This is a genomic window from Verrucomicrobiota bacterium (assembly GCA_016200005.1).
Lineage (GTDB): Bacteria > Verrucomicrobiota > Verrucomicrobiia > Limisphaerales > PALSA-1396 > PALSA-1396.
In genome coordinates this window covers 1-17,005 of the sequence record JACQFP010000055.1, presented here as the reverse complement: position 1 = coordinate 17,005, position 17,005 = coordinate 1, and the positions used below count along the sequence as shown (strand labels likewise).

The window sequence follows — 17,005 nt, the reverse complement described above, 5'->3', positions numbered from 1 at the left end:
CATCTTCTATCGGAGATTGTTTGGAGGAGATTCGCGGCTTGGCGGTTCGGAAATCGAACCGGGCGACTGACTTAATGCGGTGAACGCCGGCGACTCGGCCCGGCCGTTTGATTCAAGATAGGCGAGCAGGTCGAGGATTTCCTCCTTTTGAAAACCATTGAGCAGGCCCTCCGGCATTTGCGAGAGTTTGGAAACCTGGCGCGATTGGATGTCCTTCTTCAACACTTCAACGCGCTGCTGCTCTAGTGGGTTCACGATCAGAACCAGCTTCTCGTCGGTTTCCTCCGTGATGCAGCCGCTGACGTCTTCGCCGTCGCGCTTGGTGATGACGAAACTCTGGTAGCGATCGGAAATGACTTTCGACGGCAACAGAATGTTATCCAGCAAATCGCGCCGGCCAAACCGGCTTGCAACGCCGGTGAGGTCCGGCCCGATGGCGCCGCCTTCGTTTCCGGCGCGATGGCAGAGCACACACTGACCCGCGGTGAACGCTTCCTTGCCTTTCGTGAATGAACGTCCTTCGCCCGCTTGCGGCAGCAGCGGTTCAAGATCGGCCATCGTCCATTCTCTTACGAATTGACGCGGCGGAATGGTGACGGTCACCGGCCTGCGATCTTCCAGAATGGAGGCGAGTTCGGCGCGCTCAGTTTCGGTAAGTTTCTCTATGGCATCCTGGCGGATGTTGACGAGGTAAGGAGCAAAACTGGCGCCGCCCTTGTATTCGCGCAGGGCCTTGTTAAACCAACTGAAGTAAACGCGGCGTTGCTCCGCGGTCCAACCGCTCTTCGCGTTGCGCAACGCGAACGCGTAGTGCATCTGTTCCTCCTGGGTCGGTGCCGCGGCCATCAACGCCAGCGTCTTGGTGATCGCCTCCGGCGCTTCGAGGTAAACCAGCAACTGACAAAGCTCGCGATTCTGCGATTCGCTTTGCGCCGAATAAAATCGAGAGAGCGCCTTGATGACTGCACCGGCATTTTCGTCATCCGGTCTGCCCATGCGGATGAAGCAAAGTTCCAGCACGCGCAACGCTTCCAAGGCTTGCGCCTCGGTGAGCGGTTCACGTCGGAGGCGGGCAAGACTCTGGAGCAGGCCGTCTTGCTGACTTCGATCGCCCCGGCGTGCCAACGCGAGCAACGCGGTGATGGACGCGTTGACGCGAGTTTCTTCCAGCGCGCGCTTCTGCCACAGGGAAACGTCCTGCGACTCGATGGCCACCCGCGCGGCGTAGCGAAGCCAACGGTCGTCGCTGTTCAAGTACGGCCAGGCGAAATCAATCGCGTCGGCGTTTCTTTTCCCGTGGAATGATTCGAGCCGGTGTCGGATGGCGCGTTGTTCGGCGGCAAGCTTATCTTCCGTTCGGTTTTTTGTTTTGGTTTCCGACGCGATGGGCTGAGATCCGACCGGGTCGCCGACATAGCTGACGCGGTAGAGGCCGGATTGAATCTTCCAACCACCCACAATGAAATACATCGCACCGTCGTGACCAAACTCGAGATCGACGACGGCCAGCGGTTTTCCGCTCAAGAATGTTTCGAATGTGCCGGTATAGCTTGCCCCGCGCGGTTGGAGGTGGACGGCAAAGATTTTTCCATAAGCCCAGTCGGCGGCAAACATTGCCTCACGATATTTCTGCGGGAAATTGCTGTGCGTTCCGAACTTCACTCCCGTGGGCGAGCTGAGTCCCAGATCAACCACGCTCGGTAAACTGTCGGGATAATAGACCGGCCACTTCCCGGTGCCGGAACGCCAGCCGTATTCGCCGCCGATGACGCAGTGCAGGATGCGCGTCGGCCGATACCACGGTGCGCCGACGTCCCATTCCATGTCGCTGTCGAAGGTGAACATCTCACCATCCGGCGAGAAATCGAAGTCGTAGGTGTTCCGAAATCCTCCGTAGAGCAACTCCCACTTTTTTCCTTCGGCATCCGTGCGCAAAACATAGCCGCCGGGCGCCAACACTCCCTTCGCGTGGCCTCGAGCGTCCCATTGGCGTGGTAGGAGCAGATCCTCGGCGTAATTCTGGTAGGGCGAATCCGGCGCCACTCCGGGCGGAACTTTGGTGTGGTTGCCGTTCATCACGTAAATCATTCCGTCCGGACCCAGCACAACTGCGTGATAGCCATGTTCAGTGTCGCCATCGAAATTTTTCAACAAGGTGACTTCGTCGGCATCGAACTGGTCGTTTTGGTTCTTGTCGATGAGCCGATACAACCCGACGCCTTGCGGGCCGTGGCCATTGAGATAAAGACTGTCGTGCGCGTAGAGCAAACCCATCGCCGCGCGCACCGGCGTCGGAATTGTTTCCGTCTTTGCGATCTTTCCCTCCGCTGTCAACGTAATGCGCAGCAACGGGGCTTCGTCCTTTTCCGGCGAAATGATCAACCGACCGAGGTTGTCCGCCGTCATACAAATCCACGAACCTTCACGCGAAGAGGCGGACTTGAGTAGTTCAGCTTTGAATCCCGGCAAAACCGTCAACGATTCCGCCGGTGTCGCCAACGGCGGCTTGAACACCTCACCCCACGGTGCGACTCCCATTTTCCCGAGGCTGACGGCATGCGTCCATCCCGCAGTCGCAAACTCAGGAGTTTCCCAACCATTCGTCACGACCGGCGAACTCAACCACGATCTGTCCGTCACTACAAACATCGCGGACATGTTCGGTGACCGGACCTCGAGTTTGACGACGACGGCGGCTGTATCGGCGGTGCGGTTTTTGCCGCGCACGGCGAGCGCGTTGTTCCCTTCACGCATGGCGCCCGTGACCTCGACGGTCACCGGCTTTTTCCAATCTGAACTGTTCGCCACCTCCTTGCCGTTCAGATAGACGGTGATCTCATCGTCGCCGCTGGCTGTGAGCTCAACCTTCTGCGCCTTGAACCCGACGTTAAATTGCTTGCGAAAGAATCGAACGTCGCTGGGTTGAGGGGCTGCGCCCTGTTCGTCGTGCCAGATCCATTCGGGAACTTGCGCCTCCACGGCGAACGACAAGAGAAGAATCGACAGCGTTACGACGAACCTGCAGTTGCCACACATTATCCATTCAGAATGCAATGCGCCTTTCAAGGTCATGCTCCAGCTTGGCTCAGTCAGGCCGAGGCGAAATTGATTTCGGTCAAGCTCTGTGACGGTTTGCTGCGCCTCCGCCTTGTTCTTATCAAGACTGTGTGCAGCCGAAAAACGGTTGATATACGTGGCTACCATTTCGCCAGCGGCCAAACCTCCGCTTGGGCGTCTGCATCAGTTTCGCCCTCGCGCAAGGGCGTGAGCAAAACAGCAACGCGAACTGTCTCCACATTCACGAAATGGACTGCCAGTTTGCGCACGCCCTCATTGGTCGCCTGCCTTTCGGGATGTGGTGAGTCGGGCAACGGTTCTGCCTTCATGATTTCGAAGCGAGCGGATCCCGGAGAAAGTAATCGCGCCAGCAAGCGTGCCTTGCCTTGGGTTAACGTCGCCAGTGTCCCATCAGGGCTGAGGGTGATCTGCGCAGCCGTGTGCATGAACCAGAAAATCACGGCGGGCTTTGCGGCTTCAACTTCATCTTGCACCAGCACTTGCTTCTGCTTTAGCAAAGCGACTCCACGTTGTGCTCGCGAAGCGGAGCGCGCATACGCGGCGGTGAGATCGGCCACGGCGACTGCACGGTCGGGTTTCGATTCAAACTTGATCATTCGTCCGACAGCAGAAGCCGCTTGGTCCAGCTCGCCGCCCGGATTGATGACGATGGTGTTGTGACCTTCGGCGCGGAGGCGGTAGTAAGTCCGGCGTTGTACACCGAAGTAACCCGGAAGGTTGTAGTTGTCGGCACCGAGATCAAGCGCCCAGCGCACGCCCAAGGCATCGAGGACAAATGTGCCGAGATCAAGATGGCTGTGATTGACCTTGTTATCGCCGGCTTTGAAGCCGACAAATACAGCGTTTCGGTTGTCCCACGCGCTGCGAAACGTCACCACTTCGGCGCCACGAAAATACTTGTTCAACGGCATCATCGTGGCGGGTTGGGCCGAGCTGGCGGCGGTGAACCAGAGCAAGTCCAGCGGATGGGGAGCGGCGACGGCGCGCTGATACGCTGCGTATTCCGGTCGGCTGAACCTTCGAGCCAGCCAGAACATTTGCGGCGCGCGAATGGTGCCATCGCCACCGTCGGCGTAATTGAAGGTGCGCCCCAGCGGGCCCGTCAGGTGGATCGGAAACATACCGGCGTCAGCGAAGCCGGGCATTGCCGACAGTCCGAAATCCGTGCCGAGCGCTGTCTCCATCGCCGCGAGGAACGTCACGTTGTAACTGGTGGCATAATTCCAGTAACCCGGCCCTTCGCTCCACGCGCCATCGGGTGCAAATTCGGCCATGGGAATTTGCAGCGACTCCGATGCAGAATGTAAAAACTCACCCGCCAATTCCGGTTCCACGTCGGCCAGTGCCAGCGCGCCCATGCCGATGCCACCATTACAAACCTGGTTCCAGTTGTGCCGCGCGCGCGTCCAGCCGCTTTTATTGCGATGGATTTTCAGTGCCAGCTTGATTCCTTTTTCAACCATTGCCGTGCGGAGCGTGGCGCGCTCGTCAGGCGACCACGCGTCGAAGAGCCAGTCGTAACCGATGGCAAAGGCGTGGGTCATCTCGGCCGTGTCGAGAAAGTGGCGCGGATTCCAATCTGGAAAACTGGCGGCGGCGTCCAGTTCCTTCCAAGCGCGCTCGATGTAACGTCGATCTCCGTCCAACCGATAAAGCAAGCCGAGGGTCTGAATTCGTTGAAGCACACGACGGCTCGTTGCCAGCAAACGGAGACCGTCCGGGATTTCGTAGCGCGACGGCGGGTCCGCAAGGATCTTCTCCGCATCGCGCTGAAGCGCATCGTGCCACGCTTTGGCCTGGGCGTTCGTTGCAATTTGTTGTTTTAAGCGCGTGAAATCCTTCGTCGTGGCCAGCAAGCGAGGATGTTCCGGTTGCAGCCTGGCGAGAATCGCATTCGGCTCGGGGACCGGGATGGGGCTGGATTGAGGTTCTGCACCTGAAGATGGTTGGCCCGCAATCCCCATGATCGCCAAAACCGTAAACACGAGTCGGTGCATTCTGGTTCGCATCCGCATTGTCCCATCGCTGACGTTGATGGTTGATCGCGTCATTGCGTTCAGTGCGCCTGGATGAGTTCCAGCATCTGGCGATCAAGCTTGTGACCGCGCCAATGTTCGTAGGCGACGTCTGCGCGATTGCTGTCAAGAATGCCAAACGACCCGCGAAAATTCCATAGCGCCCAACCCCAGCCGGCTTCCTGCCACAACTCAAGCCAGTCGCGCATCCAGGCGAGCACGACCTTGTGCGGTGTGTGCTGGAACGCGCCCCACTCGCCGACGTGAACGCCGACGCCCCGGCCCTCAAGCGCTTTCCACGGCTCGATGTATTCCCGATGGAGACGCTCCTTGTCCCACACGTTGCCTGATTTGATTGTGAGCGGCCACGTTGGTTCGGGCCATTGATCCGAGCCGGACATCCAACCCGCTTTCCAATGACTGATGCGCGTTGGCCCATAGCCACGCGTGCTTTGGGCGATGCGAAATTCGGCAAGAGTGGCGACGGGCTTCGTGCCCCAACTCAAGCCGTCCGCGATGATCAGGCGCTCCGGATCTTCGGCGCGGATTGCTTCGACGAGCCGCTTGACGACGCGGGTGTAAGTTGCTTGAGGAACTTCTCCCGGCTCGTTGAGGAGATCGAAAGTCACCTGGGAATTGGGAATGCCTTTGAAGCGTTTCGCAAAGTGCGCCCAATGAAAGGCGCAAGCCTCCAGCGCCTTCTCATCATTCCACAAACTGAGCGGCTCCTTGGGCGGATTGACGCAGTAGCCCGGCGCGCGGTGAAAGTTCAGGTTCACGTGCACACCGTGTTTGCGTCCGAACTCGACGGTCTGATCAACGTGCTTGAGTTCTTCGTCACGCAGCTTCAACCAGTCAGTGGGATCACTCCAGCATAGGTAGGACATCGGGAGGCGGACAAAATCGAAACCCAGTTCCGCAATCCACTCGAAATCAGATTCGCGATAGGGTGGATTGCCTCCCGGCTGGGCGATGAATTTTTCCAAGAGGTTGAAGCCGCGCCAGCGCGGCAAACGCGATGCCGTGGGTGTCGGAAGCACTTTCTTTTGCCCGGACGCGCTTGAAAGATCTGCCGCCGACATCGCCGTAGCGCAACCAGCCAGAGCCACCGCGGTCGAGCGGAGAAACTGTCGCCGGGTCAAGTGCTTGGTGTTCATGTCTGGTGTCATCAGGGCGTAGGATCGGTCAGTCACCACGCGAAGTCGATCCCATCGTAACGACAGCTTGTGAGATCAGCGGGGGTTGGCCTTCAAGCCAAACGGCTTGAATAATCCATAGCCGACTGTCGAATAATTGTCGCCCGGCGGCGGGCCAGGATTCGGGCCGCGTTGGAACGAGCCGGGCCACGCGCTGCCGAGGGCCGGCTTTCCGTGATGCGGCCCCAGCGTGTTCTTCAGCGTGCCGATGACAATCACGTCGATGTTGTTGTTGCCGCGCTTGACCCATTTTGTAACGTCACACTGCCACGGTGCGTGGGTGATGTAGCCCGCCGGTTTTCCGTTGACGAGCACTTTGGCGACACTGCCATACCAGTCGCTCAGCGTGACAAAATACTTGTTGGCGAGAGCGTCCACCTTGAACTGCTCGCGGTAGCCAACGCCGGCGCTGTAGAAGGGATGGCCTTGGTCATTCCACCGACCCAGATGCAGTACAGATTCCGGCGTGATAACAAATCCATTTTCCACCGCCTTGAGGGTAAAATCTCCGAGTACATAGGCCGGTTCCAGTTCGTGCCAAATTGTGAACGGACTGGCTTTAATCGTCACCACGTTCTCCCCAACGCGCGCCGCCGAGGCGAGGTCGATCCGGCCAAACGATTTGTCCAGCCACCATGCGTCTTTCTTTGCCGAGATGCGTTTGCCGTTGCAGGAGATGCCGTAAAGGTCCGGGCGTTCGATGACGATGAACAGCGACGCCGGAACTTTCTCTTGAATCATAAAGCGATAGTTCGCCGTGAAGCCGCTGTCTGCTGGGAAAGTTCTTTTAATCAGCTCGTCGCGGAATTGCACGGCGCTATCCCACGGATTTCGCTCCATGCCGTTTTTGTAAAAGGCGAATCGGTTGGCCTGATAGAAGTAAACATTCGTTTGCGTCTCGCCGCCGGCCGTGATGTCCACGTAGTCCAATGTCAAGACATTCGGCTCCACGCGCTGGATTTCAGGCGAACCACTGGCTGCGATCATCGTCGCGTGGGCGGCAATCTCCGGCTTCGGTGGGCGCGGTTTATTCGACAGGAACAGTAGGAGACTTCCGCAGGGTGGAAGGTTGAACACAGAGCGGACGCCGTCCTTATCGACTCGAAAAGCGAAAGGCTTCGTGGTGCCGGTTTCCAAATCCAATTGTTCAATTCCCTTTCCGCGTGACTCAATCGTGCCGGCGGTGGGTGATTCAATGCTGGTGTTGACGAGGAATAACAACTCACCATCGTCGAGTTGTCGCCGCATGTGGAAGAGAATGCCTTTGTCTTCGGGTTTTCGGGTGATGGCGAAACCGTCGGCCTTCGTCGAGGCCAATAACATTTCAGGGAGTGCGGCAGGTTCGACCCGCTTCCAGCTCTGGTTCAGCATCACCTGCAGCTCCGGAAAGTGTGCGGCGTCCGCGCGTTGACCGTCGATGCACTCCACCCCTTTAGCGCAGTCCAGCACCGAGCCTCGTGCCACTACGAAGTCATGCAGCAACGTCATCGTTCGGCGGTTCAGATTCAACTTCACCGGCGGCGTAAGCGTGGAGAGTGGATTCATCATCGGTGGCAAAACAACGGTGTGGTAACGCCGCTTGCCGACTCTTAACTCCTGCCCTTCGACTGCGCCGTGCCGGGCGATCACGTCCTCGGAGCCGAGGTCATATTCGACTTGAGCGGCTTCGAGGGTCATCAAGAACTGGAAAAACGAATCACCGATTTCCTTCAACCGCGCCTGATCGCCTTGGTACATCCACGCGGTCGTCGTCGGCTCAATGATCAGCACGCGATTGATTTGTTGACCTTGCGAGAGCGCCGCCGAGAGCCGGGCGAAGTAGCCGGCAGAGACGTGATACGCCTCCCACCACGGTTCGTGATATGAAAACGATTGCGGATGGTCGCGCTTTCGCGCACCGCGAATGGTGACGTAGGAAAGGTGCTCGTCGAAGGTATTGACGCCAAGCACGGCGAGCCAGTCGCCGATGCGTTTCATGTCCTCGAACCGCAAGTCCCAACCGCCAGCGCCATAGACTTCGCAGAGCGTCCGCTTTTGACCGAGTTGGTTGGCCACACTGGAGAGTTCCCTGACCATGCGCGCATTGCCGAATTGGGCGTGCGTGTTCTCAGCGTATTGATTCATCAAACTGTCGATGGCGGGGCGTTGGTGCCAGGCATACATCGCCATGTTGTCCGGCACGCCAACGCAGTTTGGCCACTCGTGGTCCCAGTAATGACCGGTCCATTCGAGGCCGTGCTTCTCGCAGTAATCGTGATACGGCTTGGACCAGTGCTCGATGAACTGTTCGTTGAGGACCTGATAGTAATTGTGCCGAATCTTCCGCCAGTCACCGATGGGCTGCGTCAGGCTCGGCAGATGGTCAAGGAGGTTGTAGCCCCAGCGCTTTTGGAATTCCTGCGGCAGAATCTCGCTCCACGGCAAGCCGCCGGCTGGCCGGATGTTCGGCTCATCGGTAAAGACACCAGGAACGCGCTGGCCGAATTGGTCGCCAATCTCGCGCCGATAGGCCTCCATCGTGATGTCGAGAAACTTCTCCGTCACGCCGGGCGAGAGCAGATTTACATAACTCCGATTGCCGTGCCACGGTGAGTTGGCGGCGCGCGCTTCGGATGCGACGAGGTAACGCGCCTCGGGCAGCGCCTCGCCCGCTTTTATTTTGGCGGTGACGTTTTCCGAAACGTCACCCTCGACGCGGTAAACCACGATGAGATTATCGGCCCAAGGCGGCGGTGATTTGGCCTCTTTCAAAATCAATCCACGCCCGCGCGATTCCGGCATGGCCTCCGGCACCAGTCCGCCCGCGAACCCCGACGGATAGGAATTCTCGTCGTAAATCCAGACATTCATGTCGAGTTGTTTCGCTTCGTCGAGAGCCACTTTCCACAGCCGGAACCAGTCTTTTGACAGGTAAGGCGTCATCAAACCGGGACGCGGATGGACGAACACCTGTTTGACTTTCTGGCTGGCGAGATCGCGCATGGTGTCGCGGATTTCCCGTTCAGTGAGCAGATCGTTCCAGACCCAGAGCGGACCGGTGCTGTATTCGCGTGGCGGATTTGCGAAGAGTTTCTTCACGGCAGATGAATCAATGGCGCGCGCCTGAATTCCGAAAAGGCAGACAAGCAACGCGAGCAGTGGATGAATCAGGGCCGACGATCTGGAACAGCCGTCCGGAGTTTTCATGGGGTGATAGTCAGGGCAGCCGCAACTCATGACCTTGACTCAAATCAAAGTCAAACCAGGCTCATCAGGGGAAAGGAACTCGAACCAGTGACGCTCGGGTCTGGTTCATTGACGTCGGCAGTCGGTTGGCTTGGCCTTTGGCCGCTAAGCTTCTGGAGAAGCTCGTCTCAACTGTAAGGATACCGTGCCTTGTCGATCGGAATCCCGCGCACGTCGATTTGCGCGAGGTCGGCGGTGCCCACTCCGGCTTGCTCCGCGAGCAAGAGATGATTGTCGCAAAAGTGGAACGGTTTGGTGCCGCGCGCCGCGCGCGGATTCGCATAACCCATCACTGCCGTGCCAACCGCGTCCGTCGAAACGGGATTCAACCCAACGATGAGCACGCCGGGTGTCGTCAACTTCAATTCCGCCGCATCCCGGCACCACGGCCCTTCGCCGCCGCTCATCGAGGTGATGCCGTCAATGATCGAGAGATGAATGGGCCGAGCTGCGCAAATGTCCGCCACGATATGCGGAACGCGGTAGGTCGGGTCAGTCTCAGAAATCCCGTCCTTCAATCCGGGTAGTTTGATTTTCTCAAAACCTTTGGGGTTGTGGAGTGGCCCGCGACCAGCAGTGGCTTCTTCGTTGCCGGCCTGGTCGCCGTACAACGAGTTTGGCGTGACGCCGAAGAGGTTTTTCATCGAAAGCGTCACACCGGCCGTGATGTGGTTCTTGAGTTTGGCCAGCGAAACCATCACGTCAGTTTCCTCGTAGGCATGGTTGAATTCGAAAGAAGAGAACAGGTAACCGCCAGTGGGAACCTTAACATGAGAATAGCGCTTGGCGCTGCCGAGGTTCCGGGTGTTCTCAAATTCAACCTTCCCCAGCGCCCGCAACGCATTCACGTCCCAATCCGCCAACGACAATGTGCCTTCCAACTCCGAACGGCTCTGGGTGGATTCCACAAACCTCACGCGCTTGGCGCCCGCGGCGAAGAGCAATGAAGCGAGCGCCGCCGCTGTCGAGTAATGCGTCATGTAGGTTTCGCCGACGGGACGGTTGAGGTAGGGCGTGAAATCCGTGCCGGTGAGATTGAGCTTCACCGTGACCGTTTTGTTTTTGACGAGCGAACCGATGCCACCAAGCAGGTCAAAACTCTGCTGCAAAGCGCGTCCAACCTCCGCTCCGTACGATCGGCAGTTCACGATGGCGACTTTGGCGTTGGCCCTCGTTGGAGTGAGCGGCGAGAGAAGGCCGGTGACGGGCCGTTCAGTCGCGAAAATCCGGTCGCCGAGCTTGAAAGCCATCGGCACTCCGACTGCGAGGGTGGTGCTCCAGCGCAGGAAAGTTCGGCGATCACAACGTTTCGGTTTCATAGGAATTTCCGCTGTTCAATATGACATTCCGAATTTGGTTGGCGAGCGTTTTTTGCAGCCGTTGCCATTTCGAAGAAATGAGTTGGTCGGGCTGGCCTAGATTCGCAAGAACATTTTTCGCCGATACATCAGATACAGGCCCAGTTCGAACAGTAGAAGCACCGCGACGCCGTAAACGACAGGTTCGTAGGTGTCGCCGAACAGTTTGAAGATCCCCCGACCAAACACTCTGTAAAGGGCGCCGAACGCCCAAGCCTGATAGACATGGGTACCGCAGTAAGCCGCGATTGAATTCATGCCGATGACGACCAATGGGAACGCCGCGCGCTTCTGTCCCCAAATATCCACCACCAAATAAAACGCCGCCAGGAACAGAAAGCACCAACCGCCACTGAAGAGCACCCAGCTTGGCGTCCAGATCGCTTTCACGACGGGGCAAACACCCAACGCGCCCAATCCCCAACCGCTTGACAAGCCGACGACGCCCGCCACCACAAACCAGCGAACCTTTTCCCACGGACTACGTTCGCTTCGCAACACGTGGCCGGAGATCAGGCCAAGTATCATCGTGCCAATGGTCGGAATAAAATTGAGTGTCGTAAGCCCATTTACGTAGTAAGCGAACGGGCCACCGCGCGGAAACAGGTTTAGAAACCAGGTGTCAAACGCCCAAGCGACGTTGGAGTTTTTCATCCAGTGCGCGGCGAAGCCCGTCACCCCGAATTGACCCAGCCATTCCTGTGTGACGCCCACCCTCCCGTAATCGAAATCAGCCCCGGGCACAGGGTAAAGCGCGAAGAAGAGCCAATAGCCGGTTAAGATCACACCGAGCGCGATCCACCAATCGCGGACCGGACGGAACCCCAGCAGGAAAAGAAAGCTGTAGGCGAGACCGATCTGGGTGAGTGTGTCGATTAAGTTGAAAAACTCCTTCCACGCATGGATGGCGTTCACGGCCATGCCCAGAACGATGAGGATCAGTGAGCGTATCACGGCGTGCCGGAACATGGCCGGAAACAGTTGTCCCCGTGCGCGGCGGCTCGCGATGGAAAACGGCAACGCCGCGCCCACGAGAAAATAAAAGCCCGGCTGAATGAGGTCGTGCAGTGCACAGCCAACCCACGGCACGTGGCTTTGATGGTGACACAGAAATCTCCAGAAACCGGAAGCAGGCAAAGCAGCCGACACCTCGCAAAATCGCAACACCTCCGCCATCATCAGAAACATGACCAAGCCGCGGTACGCGTCGAGCGAGGCGAGACGTTGGGGTGCGGTTTTGGGACCAGCGTCAGCATTCATGACAACGTGGAGTGTTTGCCGGGCTGCGTCCATTGAGGGTTGATGCCGGAAGAATGAACACGAACGATTTCACTAAAAACAATTTTAAAGCAATTGATCGAAAGTAGAAGTGCAAAAGCGCAGTTAAAGTCTGTTCCGAATTGGCCTGCGCAAGCACCTTGAGCTTTGCTGCGGTTCCATTAGCATGTCCTTGTGACAAGTCTGAACCTTTTCAGTTCAATTAAAACGTCCAGAGGAGAATAGCCATGCCTCACGCAATCCACATTCACGAAACCGGCGGCCCTGAAAAAATGCGCTGGGCAGAAGTTCAGGTTGGAACGCCCGGTCCGGGCGAAGCTCTTGTGCGCAACACCGCCGTCGGCCTCAACTTCATCGACACCTATCATCGCAGCGGACTTTATCCAGTGCCGCTGCCGTTTACGCCCGGCATGGAGGGCGCAGGCGTCGTTGAAGCGGTCGGTCCGCGAGTCAAAGAGTTCAAGGTCGGCGACCGTGTTGCCTACGCGAACCCCATCGGTGCCTACGCCGAAGTGCTGTTGCGTCCGGCGGAGCGCTTGGTGAAAATACCGGCTGGCATCGCCGATCAACTCGCCGCGGCGATCATGCTCAAGGGCATGACCGCGTGGTATCTCATCCGACGCACCTTCAACGTCAAGCAAGGAGACACGATTCTTGTGCACGCGGCGGCGGGTGGTGTGGGTCAGATTCTTTGTCAATGGGCAAAACATCTCGGCGCAACTGTAATCGGCACCGTCGGCAGCCACGAGAAAGCTGCGCTTGCGAAGAAAGCCGGATGCAAACACGTCATCGTCACAGCCAGAGAAAAGTTCGTCGAGAGCGTGAAAGAAATCACGAAGGGCAAGGGAGTACCGGTGGTCTATGACGGAGTCGGCAAAGACACATTTATGGATTCGCTTGATTGCCTGTCGCCGCTCGGACTGATGGTGAGTTTCGGAAACGCTTCCGGGCCGGTGGCCGCATTCAACCCTGCCGTTCTCTCGCAGAAAGGCTCATTGTTTTTGACGCGCCCGACTTTGTTTCATTACACCGACCGACGGGAGGACCTGGTGCGGGCGGCTCGCGAACTGTTTGCCGTGGTAAAGCGCAAGGCGGTCAAGATTGCCATCAACCAAACTTACCCGTTGCGCGAAGCGGCACAGGCACATCGCGACCTCGAAGCGCGCAAAACCACCGGTTCGACCGTGCTCTTGCCTTAGCCGGAACCAGGCAGTTGAACACGCCCGTCTCCCCATCCGATGGGGAGAGGGTAAGGGGGAGGGGTTCGTCGGTCTGCATAGTTACTTAGAAGCACCCCCGCCAACACCACGTTGAATCCGTGTGGCCACGTGCCGTTCAGGCGCACAATAAAACGCTCGATTTTTCTGGATGCTCAGTTACATTTAGCGCCGATATGAACATGAAGACTATTTGTGCAGGGATTTTCTTAGCCACGATCGTGGTTGTCGAAGCCGCCGATCCATCCCCGGCGGCGCCTGCACCCGCTGGCGCCAGCGTCGCGACTGCCACGACCAATGCGCCGAAGATACAGTTTGCCTCCACGATCTTTGATTTCGGCACGTCGTCCAATGGAAATCCTGTTCGTGCCGACTTCGTGTTCACCAACACAGGCAACGCCACGTTGGAGATCATCGACGTGAAACCTAGCTGCGGTTGCACGACCGCCGGCGCTTGGGATAAGCGCGTCGAACCTGGCCAGACAGGCAAGATTCCGCTTCAGTTGAACGTCGCAAGTTACGGCGGCACAGTCATCAAAACAGCCACCGTCACTTGCAACGATTCCAAGCAACCCACCGTGGTGCTGCAGATCAAAGGCGAAATCTGGAAGCCTATTGATGTCGCGCCCAACGTCGTTGTCTTCAATCCAGCAAATCCGCAAACGAATGAGGTGCGCGTGGTACGCGTGACCAACAGGACTGGCCAACCTCTCGAAATCACCGACCTGCAAAGCGGCAATCCATCTTTCGCCGCCACCTTGAAGGAAGTCACGCCGGGCAAGGAGTTCGAGATTGTGATTGCCACCGTGCCGCCTCTGAAAATCGGCAACGTGCAGGGCGCCATCACGGCGAAGTCTTCCTCCACCAATCTGCCAAACATCATGATCACGGCGATTGCGATGGTGCCGCAACCAGTCGTCGTCACGCCCGCTCAATTGATGGTGCAGTCCGGACCGCTCGCCAAAGCCGCGCAATATGATGTGACGATCTGGAACAACCAGACCGCACCCATTGCTCTCTCTGATCCCACAGTGAGCCTGACCAATGTCACGGTCCAGGTTGGCGAACGGCAGACGGGCCATGTCTTTAATGTCGCGTTGAAATTCCCCGCCGGCTTCCAACTCCCGCCCGGCCAGCGCGCCGAACTAAAGATCAATACCAGCGATCCGCAGGTGCCGGTGGTCACCGTGCCGTTTTATCCGGCGCCGGTGACGGCTCCTGCTCCTGCCGCCGCGCCGACAAAGTGATGGAACCCCCCGCAGCCAGTTCACCAGAACCGCGCGTGAGCGACTGGCGACGGGTTTTGGTTGAAGGTGCGCTCGTCCTTCTATGCGGCAGTATGGTTGCGCTGATGGCAAATCAGCTCTCGCCCCGCGGGCTGGCCCTGAACCGAGATTATTTTCCTGGGGGTGTTATGCCCAGAGTAGCCGCCGTCACACTAACCAACACTCCGACAACTTCAGTCGTGACCACGAACGATGCCGCGTCGCGACTGCGTTCCAAAGGTCTTCAAATCATCGAGCACACCAACGTTGTTTCTCTCTTGCATGATGCGCGATACGCTTCTGGGCTGGTGCTCTTCGTGGATGCGCGCGACGACCAGCACTTCCAGGAAGGGCACATTCCGGGCGCGCATCAACTGGACCACTATCGACCGGAGAAGTATCTGCCCGCAGTCCTGGGCGCCTGCATGTCCGCGGAGCAGATCGTCGTGTATTGCAATGGCGGGGAGTGCGAAGACAGCGAGTTCACAGCCATCATGTTGACGCAATCGGGCGTTCCCGCCGACCGATTGTTCGTTTACGCGGGCGGAATTGCCGAGTGGACACAGCATGGTGAGCCGGTCGAACTCGGCGCTCGCGGCAGTCGTGTAATGAAGGAGGCAGTGCGATGAATTCAACGGTGGCCAAATCGCGGAATGTTTGGTTGGTGGCACTGTTGGCGCGCCTGATCCTCGGCGGACTGTTCATCTACATGGGCCTGAGCAAGGCGCTGCACCCGGTGGAGTTTTTGAAACTGGTCCGTCAATACGACCTCACGCACACGCCGTTGCTGCTGAATTTGATCGCCGCCGGACTGCCGTGGTTTGAAATCTTCTGCGGTTTGTTGCTGATCGCCGGTGTCGCCGTGCGGGGCGTTGCATTGATGCTCGTGGCGATGCTCGTGCCCTTCACCATCGTTGTGCTGAACCGCGCGATGGGTCTGCATGAAACCAGCGGCCTCCCATTTTGCGCCATCAAGTTCGATTGCGGCTGCGGCGCTGGCGAAGTGTTCATCTGTCGCAAGCTTGCCGAGAATACGTTGTTGACGCTGGCGGCGCTATTCCTGATCTGGTGGCGCGAGCACCGCATGGCCTTGCGCGCATCATTGTTTAGCTGAGCTCAATCCCGCGCAGACTCACCGCGACTTGGAGGTGCGCAAGACCACCGGGGCAACCGTGTTGTTGCTTTAGCTATCACTGCAGTCATGGATCGGAATTGGATTGAATACGAGCGCGCTCGACTACATCGTCATGTGCACCGCGCCAAAATTCGGCGTCTCGACGGAAGTGATTGCCAAAGAGCGGCGAGTTGAATTGTTGTGGCCGTAGTGAGGGGAAAAATCTCATGGCTCCAACCAATCTTGATGTATCATGATTTGTTTGTTAAGTGATTACCCATGACGCTAGACCCCGAGCAGATCAAACTGGGAACGGAGCTTTTGTCGAAACATCTTGAAGAGCTCCGCGACGAGAAACCGGAACTGGGCGACTTTCATGCTGCGTTTGAAGACTATTGCATGACCAAGTACGCCCTTGGGAGTGCTGCCACCACGCACAGAACGGCTGGCAAGCACGATTGCGGAATTGATTTCTACTCCACCAAAGACAAACTTTATCATGTCGCTCAATGCAAGATCCCGGAGAGGGATTGGCTGGAAGCTCACCCTGAGAAGATCAGATCTTTTGGCCCAAACGTGCTCAACGATGCTCGCGACGCGCTTCGGTACCTGATCGGAGACTCAAAGCTCACGGTGAACGATCGCGTGCGGCACCTCTACTCGCTCATCGCCGCTGACCGCCATCAAGAAGATTTCTCGCTGACTTTCTTGCTAATCGTATTTGGACGGCTAAACGACCGCGCAGAGGATGGCTTCCGCGAGGTGAAAAAGGAGTACGAGAAGAAGAACGTTCGAATCCTCCTTCAGCAGGTCGACGATCTCGTTGACGAATTCATTGTTGGTGCGTCGCGCGCAACGGACCAGATTCAGTTGGATTGGCGAATCCCAGATTCAGGCGTTCTGCACGCCCGTGATTACTGCTATTTCCTCGTTAACGCTGGCGACCTGTTTAAAGCGTTCAAGGATTATGGTTGGCGTCTGTTCGACTTGAACCTCCGCTACGAAGTTCGCAACTCAGCAGTTAACGGAGACATCATCGACTCTCTGAAGCACCACAAAAGTCGACGGAGCTTTCACCATTACAACAACGGCCTGATCGTCATCGCGTCAAATTACACGGGCGGCGCAATTCTTTTTCTGTAAATTTGTTGAGCATCAAACTGAGGGCTAGGTTTGGCATTCCATGTTGAGGTAAACTTTTCCGGTTTCCCAGACTTCACTGGTTTCCTGGAGCAGGGCCGAGACGAGTCGGAGCAACG

11 protein-coding genes are annotated in these 17,005 nt (G+C 57.6%); 5 read left to right on the top strand and 6 right to left on the bottom strand.

The window, feature by feature from the left end:
• Positions 1 to 6 precede the first annotated feature (6 nt).
• The 6 genes from HY298_19705 to HY298_19680 form a co-directional block, all read right to left on the bottom strand.
• Positions 7 to 3,204, bottom strand: coding sequence for a c-type cytochrome (locus HY298_19705; protein MBI3852489.1), 3,198 nt, complete (start codon positions 3,202 to 3,204; stop codon positions 7 to 9).
• Positions 3,198 to 5,129, bottom strand: a complete 1,932-nt coding sequence (locus HY298_19700) for a heparinase II/III family protein (GenBank protein ID MBI3852488.1) — start codon at positions 5,127 to 5,129, stop codon at positions 3,198 to 3,200. Before HY298_19700 ends, HY298_19705 begins: the two co-directional genes overlap by 7 nt.
• Positions 5,130 to 5,134: 5 nt before the next feature.
• On the bottom strand, positions 5,135 to 6,250 hold the full coding sequence (locus HY298_19695) for a cellulase family glycosylhydrolase (GenBank protein MBI3852487.1): 1,116 nt from the start codon (positions 6,248 to 6,250) through the stop codon (positions 5,135 to 5,137).
• A gap of 75 nt (positions 6,251 to 6,325) precedes the next feature.
• The gene (locus HY298_19690; protein ID MBI3852486.1) at positions 6,326 to 9,475 is read right to left on the bottom strand and encodes a hypothetical protein; all 3,150 of its coding nucleotides are present in this window, start codon (positions 9,473 to 9,475) and stop codon (positions 6,326 to 6,328) included.
• A 167-nt stretch (positions 9,476 to 9,642) separates the two neighbouring features.
• The gene (locus HY298_19685; GenBank protein ID MBI3852485.1) at positions 9,643 to 10,833 is read right to left on the bottom strand and encodes a DUF362 domain-containing protein; all 1,191 of its coding nucleotides are present in this window, start codon (positions 10,831 to 10,833) and stop codon (positions 9,643 to 9,645) included.
• Positions 10,834 to 10,929: 96 nt separating this feature from the next.
• Positions 10,930 to 12,060, bottom strand: a complete 1,131-nt coding sequence (locus HY298_19680) for a DUF5009 domain-containing protein (GenBank protein MBI3852484.1) — start codon at positions 12,058 to 12,060, stop codon at positions 10,930 to 10,932.
• A 317-nt stretch (positions 12,061 to 12,377) separates the two neighbouring features.
• On the opposite strand from HY298_19680, the gene HY298_19675 reads away from it, so the two are divergent.
• The 5 genes from HY298_19675 (at position 12,378) to HY298_19655 (ending at position 16,889) form a co-directional block, all read left to right on the top strand.
• Positions 12,378 to 13,349, top strand: coding sequence for a quinone oxidoreductase (locus tag HY298_19675; protein ID MBI3852483.1), 972 nt, complete (start codon positions 12,378 to 12,380; stop codon positions 13,347 to 13,349).
• A gap of 200 nt (positions 13,350 to 13,549) precedes the next feature.
• Positions 13,550 to 14,614, top strand: coding sequence for a DUF1573 domain-containing protein (locus HY298_19670; protein ID MBI3852482.1), 1,065 nt, complete (start codon positions 13,550 to 13,552; stop codon positions 14,612 to 14,614).
• Between the two features lie 218 nt (positions 14,615 to 14,832).
• Complete coding sequence (locus tag HY298_19665; GenBank protein MBI3852481.1) at positions 14,833 to 15,261, top strand: rhodanese-like domain-containing protein; 429 nt, start codon at positions 14,833 to 14,835, stop codon at positions 15,259 to 15,261.
• The gene (locus tag HY298_19660) at positions 15,258 to 15,746 is read left to right on the top strand and encodes a DoxX family protein (protein ID MBI3852480.1); all 489 of its coding nucleotides are present in this window, start codon (positions 15,258 to 15,260) and stop codon (positions 15,744 to 15,746) included. The genes HY298_19665 and HY298_19660 overlap by 4 nt, the downstream gene beginning before the upstream one ends.
• Positions 15,747 to 16,025: 279 nt before the next feature.
• The gene (locus tag HY298_19655; GenBank protein MBI3852479.1) at positions 16,026 to 16,889 is read left to right on the top strand and encodes a hypothetical protein; all 864 of its coding nucleotides are present in this window, start codon (positions 16,026 to 16,028) and stop codon (positions 16,887 to 16,889) included.
• Positions 16,890 to 17,005 lie beyond the last annotated feature (116 nt).

Excerpts from the sequence above, each read along its gene's own strand:
- HY298_19680 (MBI3852484.1), bottom strand. The coding sequence starts at position 12,060 with ATGTTTCTGATGATGGCGGAGGTGTTGCGATTTTGCGAGGTGTCGGCT.
- HY298_19675 (MBI3852483.1), top strand. The coding sequence starts at position 12,378 with ATGCCTCACGCAATCCACATTCACGAAACCGGCGGCCCTGAAAAAATG.
- HY298_19700 (MBI3852488.1), bottom strand. The coding sequence starts at position 5,129 with ATGACGCGATCAACCATCAACGTCAGCGATGGGACAATGCGGATGCGA.
- HY298_19690 (MBI3852486.1), bottom strand. The coding sequence starts at position 9,475 with ATGAAAACTCCGGACGGCTGTTCCAGATCGTCGGCCCTGATTCATCCA.
- HY298_19670 (MBI3852482.1), top strand. The coding sequence starts at position 13,550 with ATGAAGACTATTTGTGCAGGGATTTTCTTAGCCACGATCGTGGTTGTC.
- HY298_19685 (MBI3852485.1), bottom strand. The coding sequence starts at position 10,833 with ATGAAACCGAAACGTTGTGATCGCCGAACTTTCCTGCGCTGGAGCACC.
- HY298_19660 (MBI3852480.1), top strand. The coding sequence starts at position 15,258 with ATGAATTCAACGGTGGCCAAATCGCGGAATGTTTGGTTGGTGGCACTG.
- HY298_19695 (MBI3852487.1), bottom strand. The coding sequence starts at position 6,250 with ATGAACACCAAGCACTTGACCCGGCGACAGTTTCTCCGCTCGACCGCG.
- HY298_19705 (MBI3852489.1), bottom strand. The coding sequence starts at position 3,204 with ATGGTAGCCACGTATATCAACCGTTTTTCGGCTGCACACAGTCTTGAT.
- HY298_19655 (MBI3852479.1), top strand. The coding sequence starts at position 16,026 with ATGACGCTAGACCCCGAGCAGATCAAACTGGGAACGGAGCTTTTGTCG.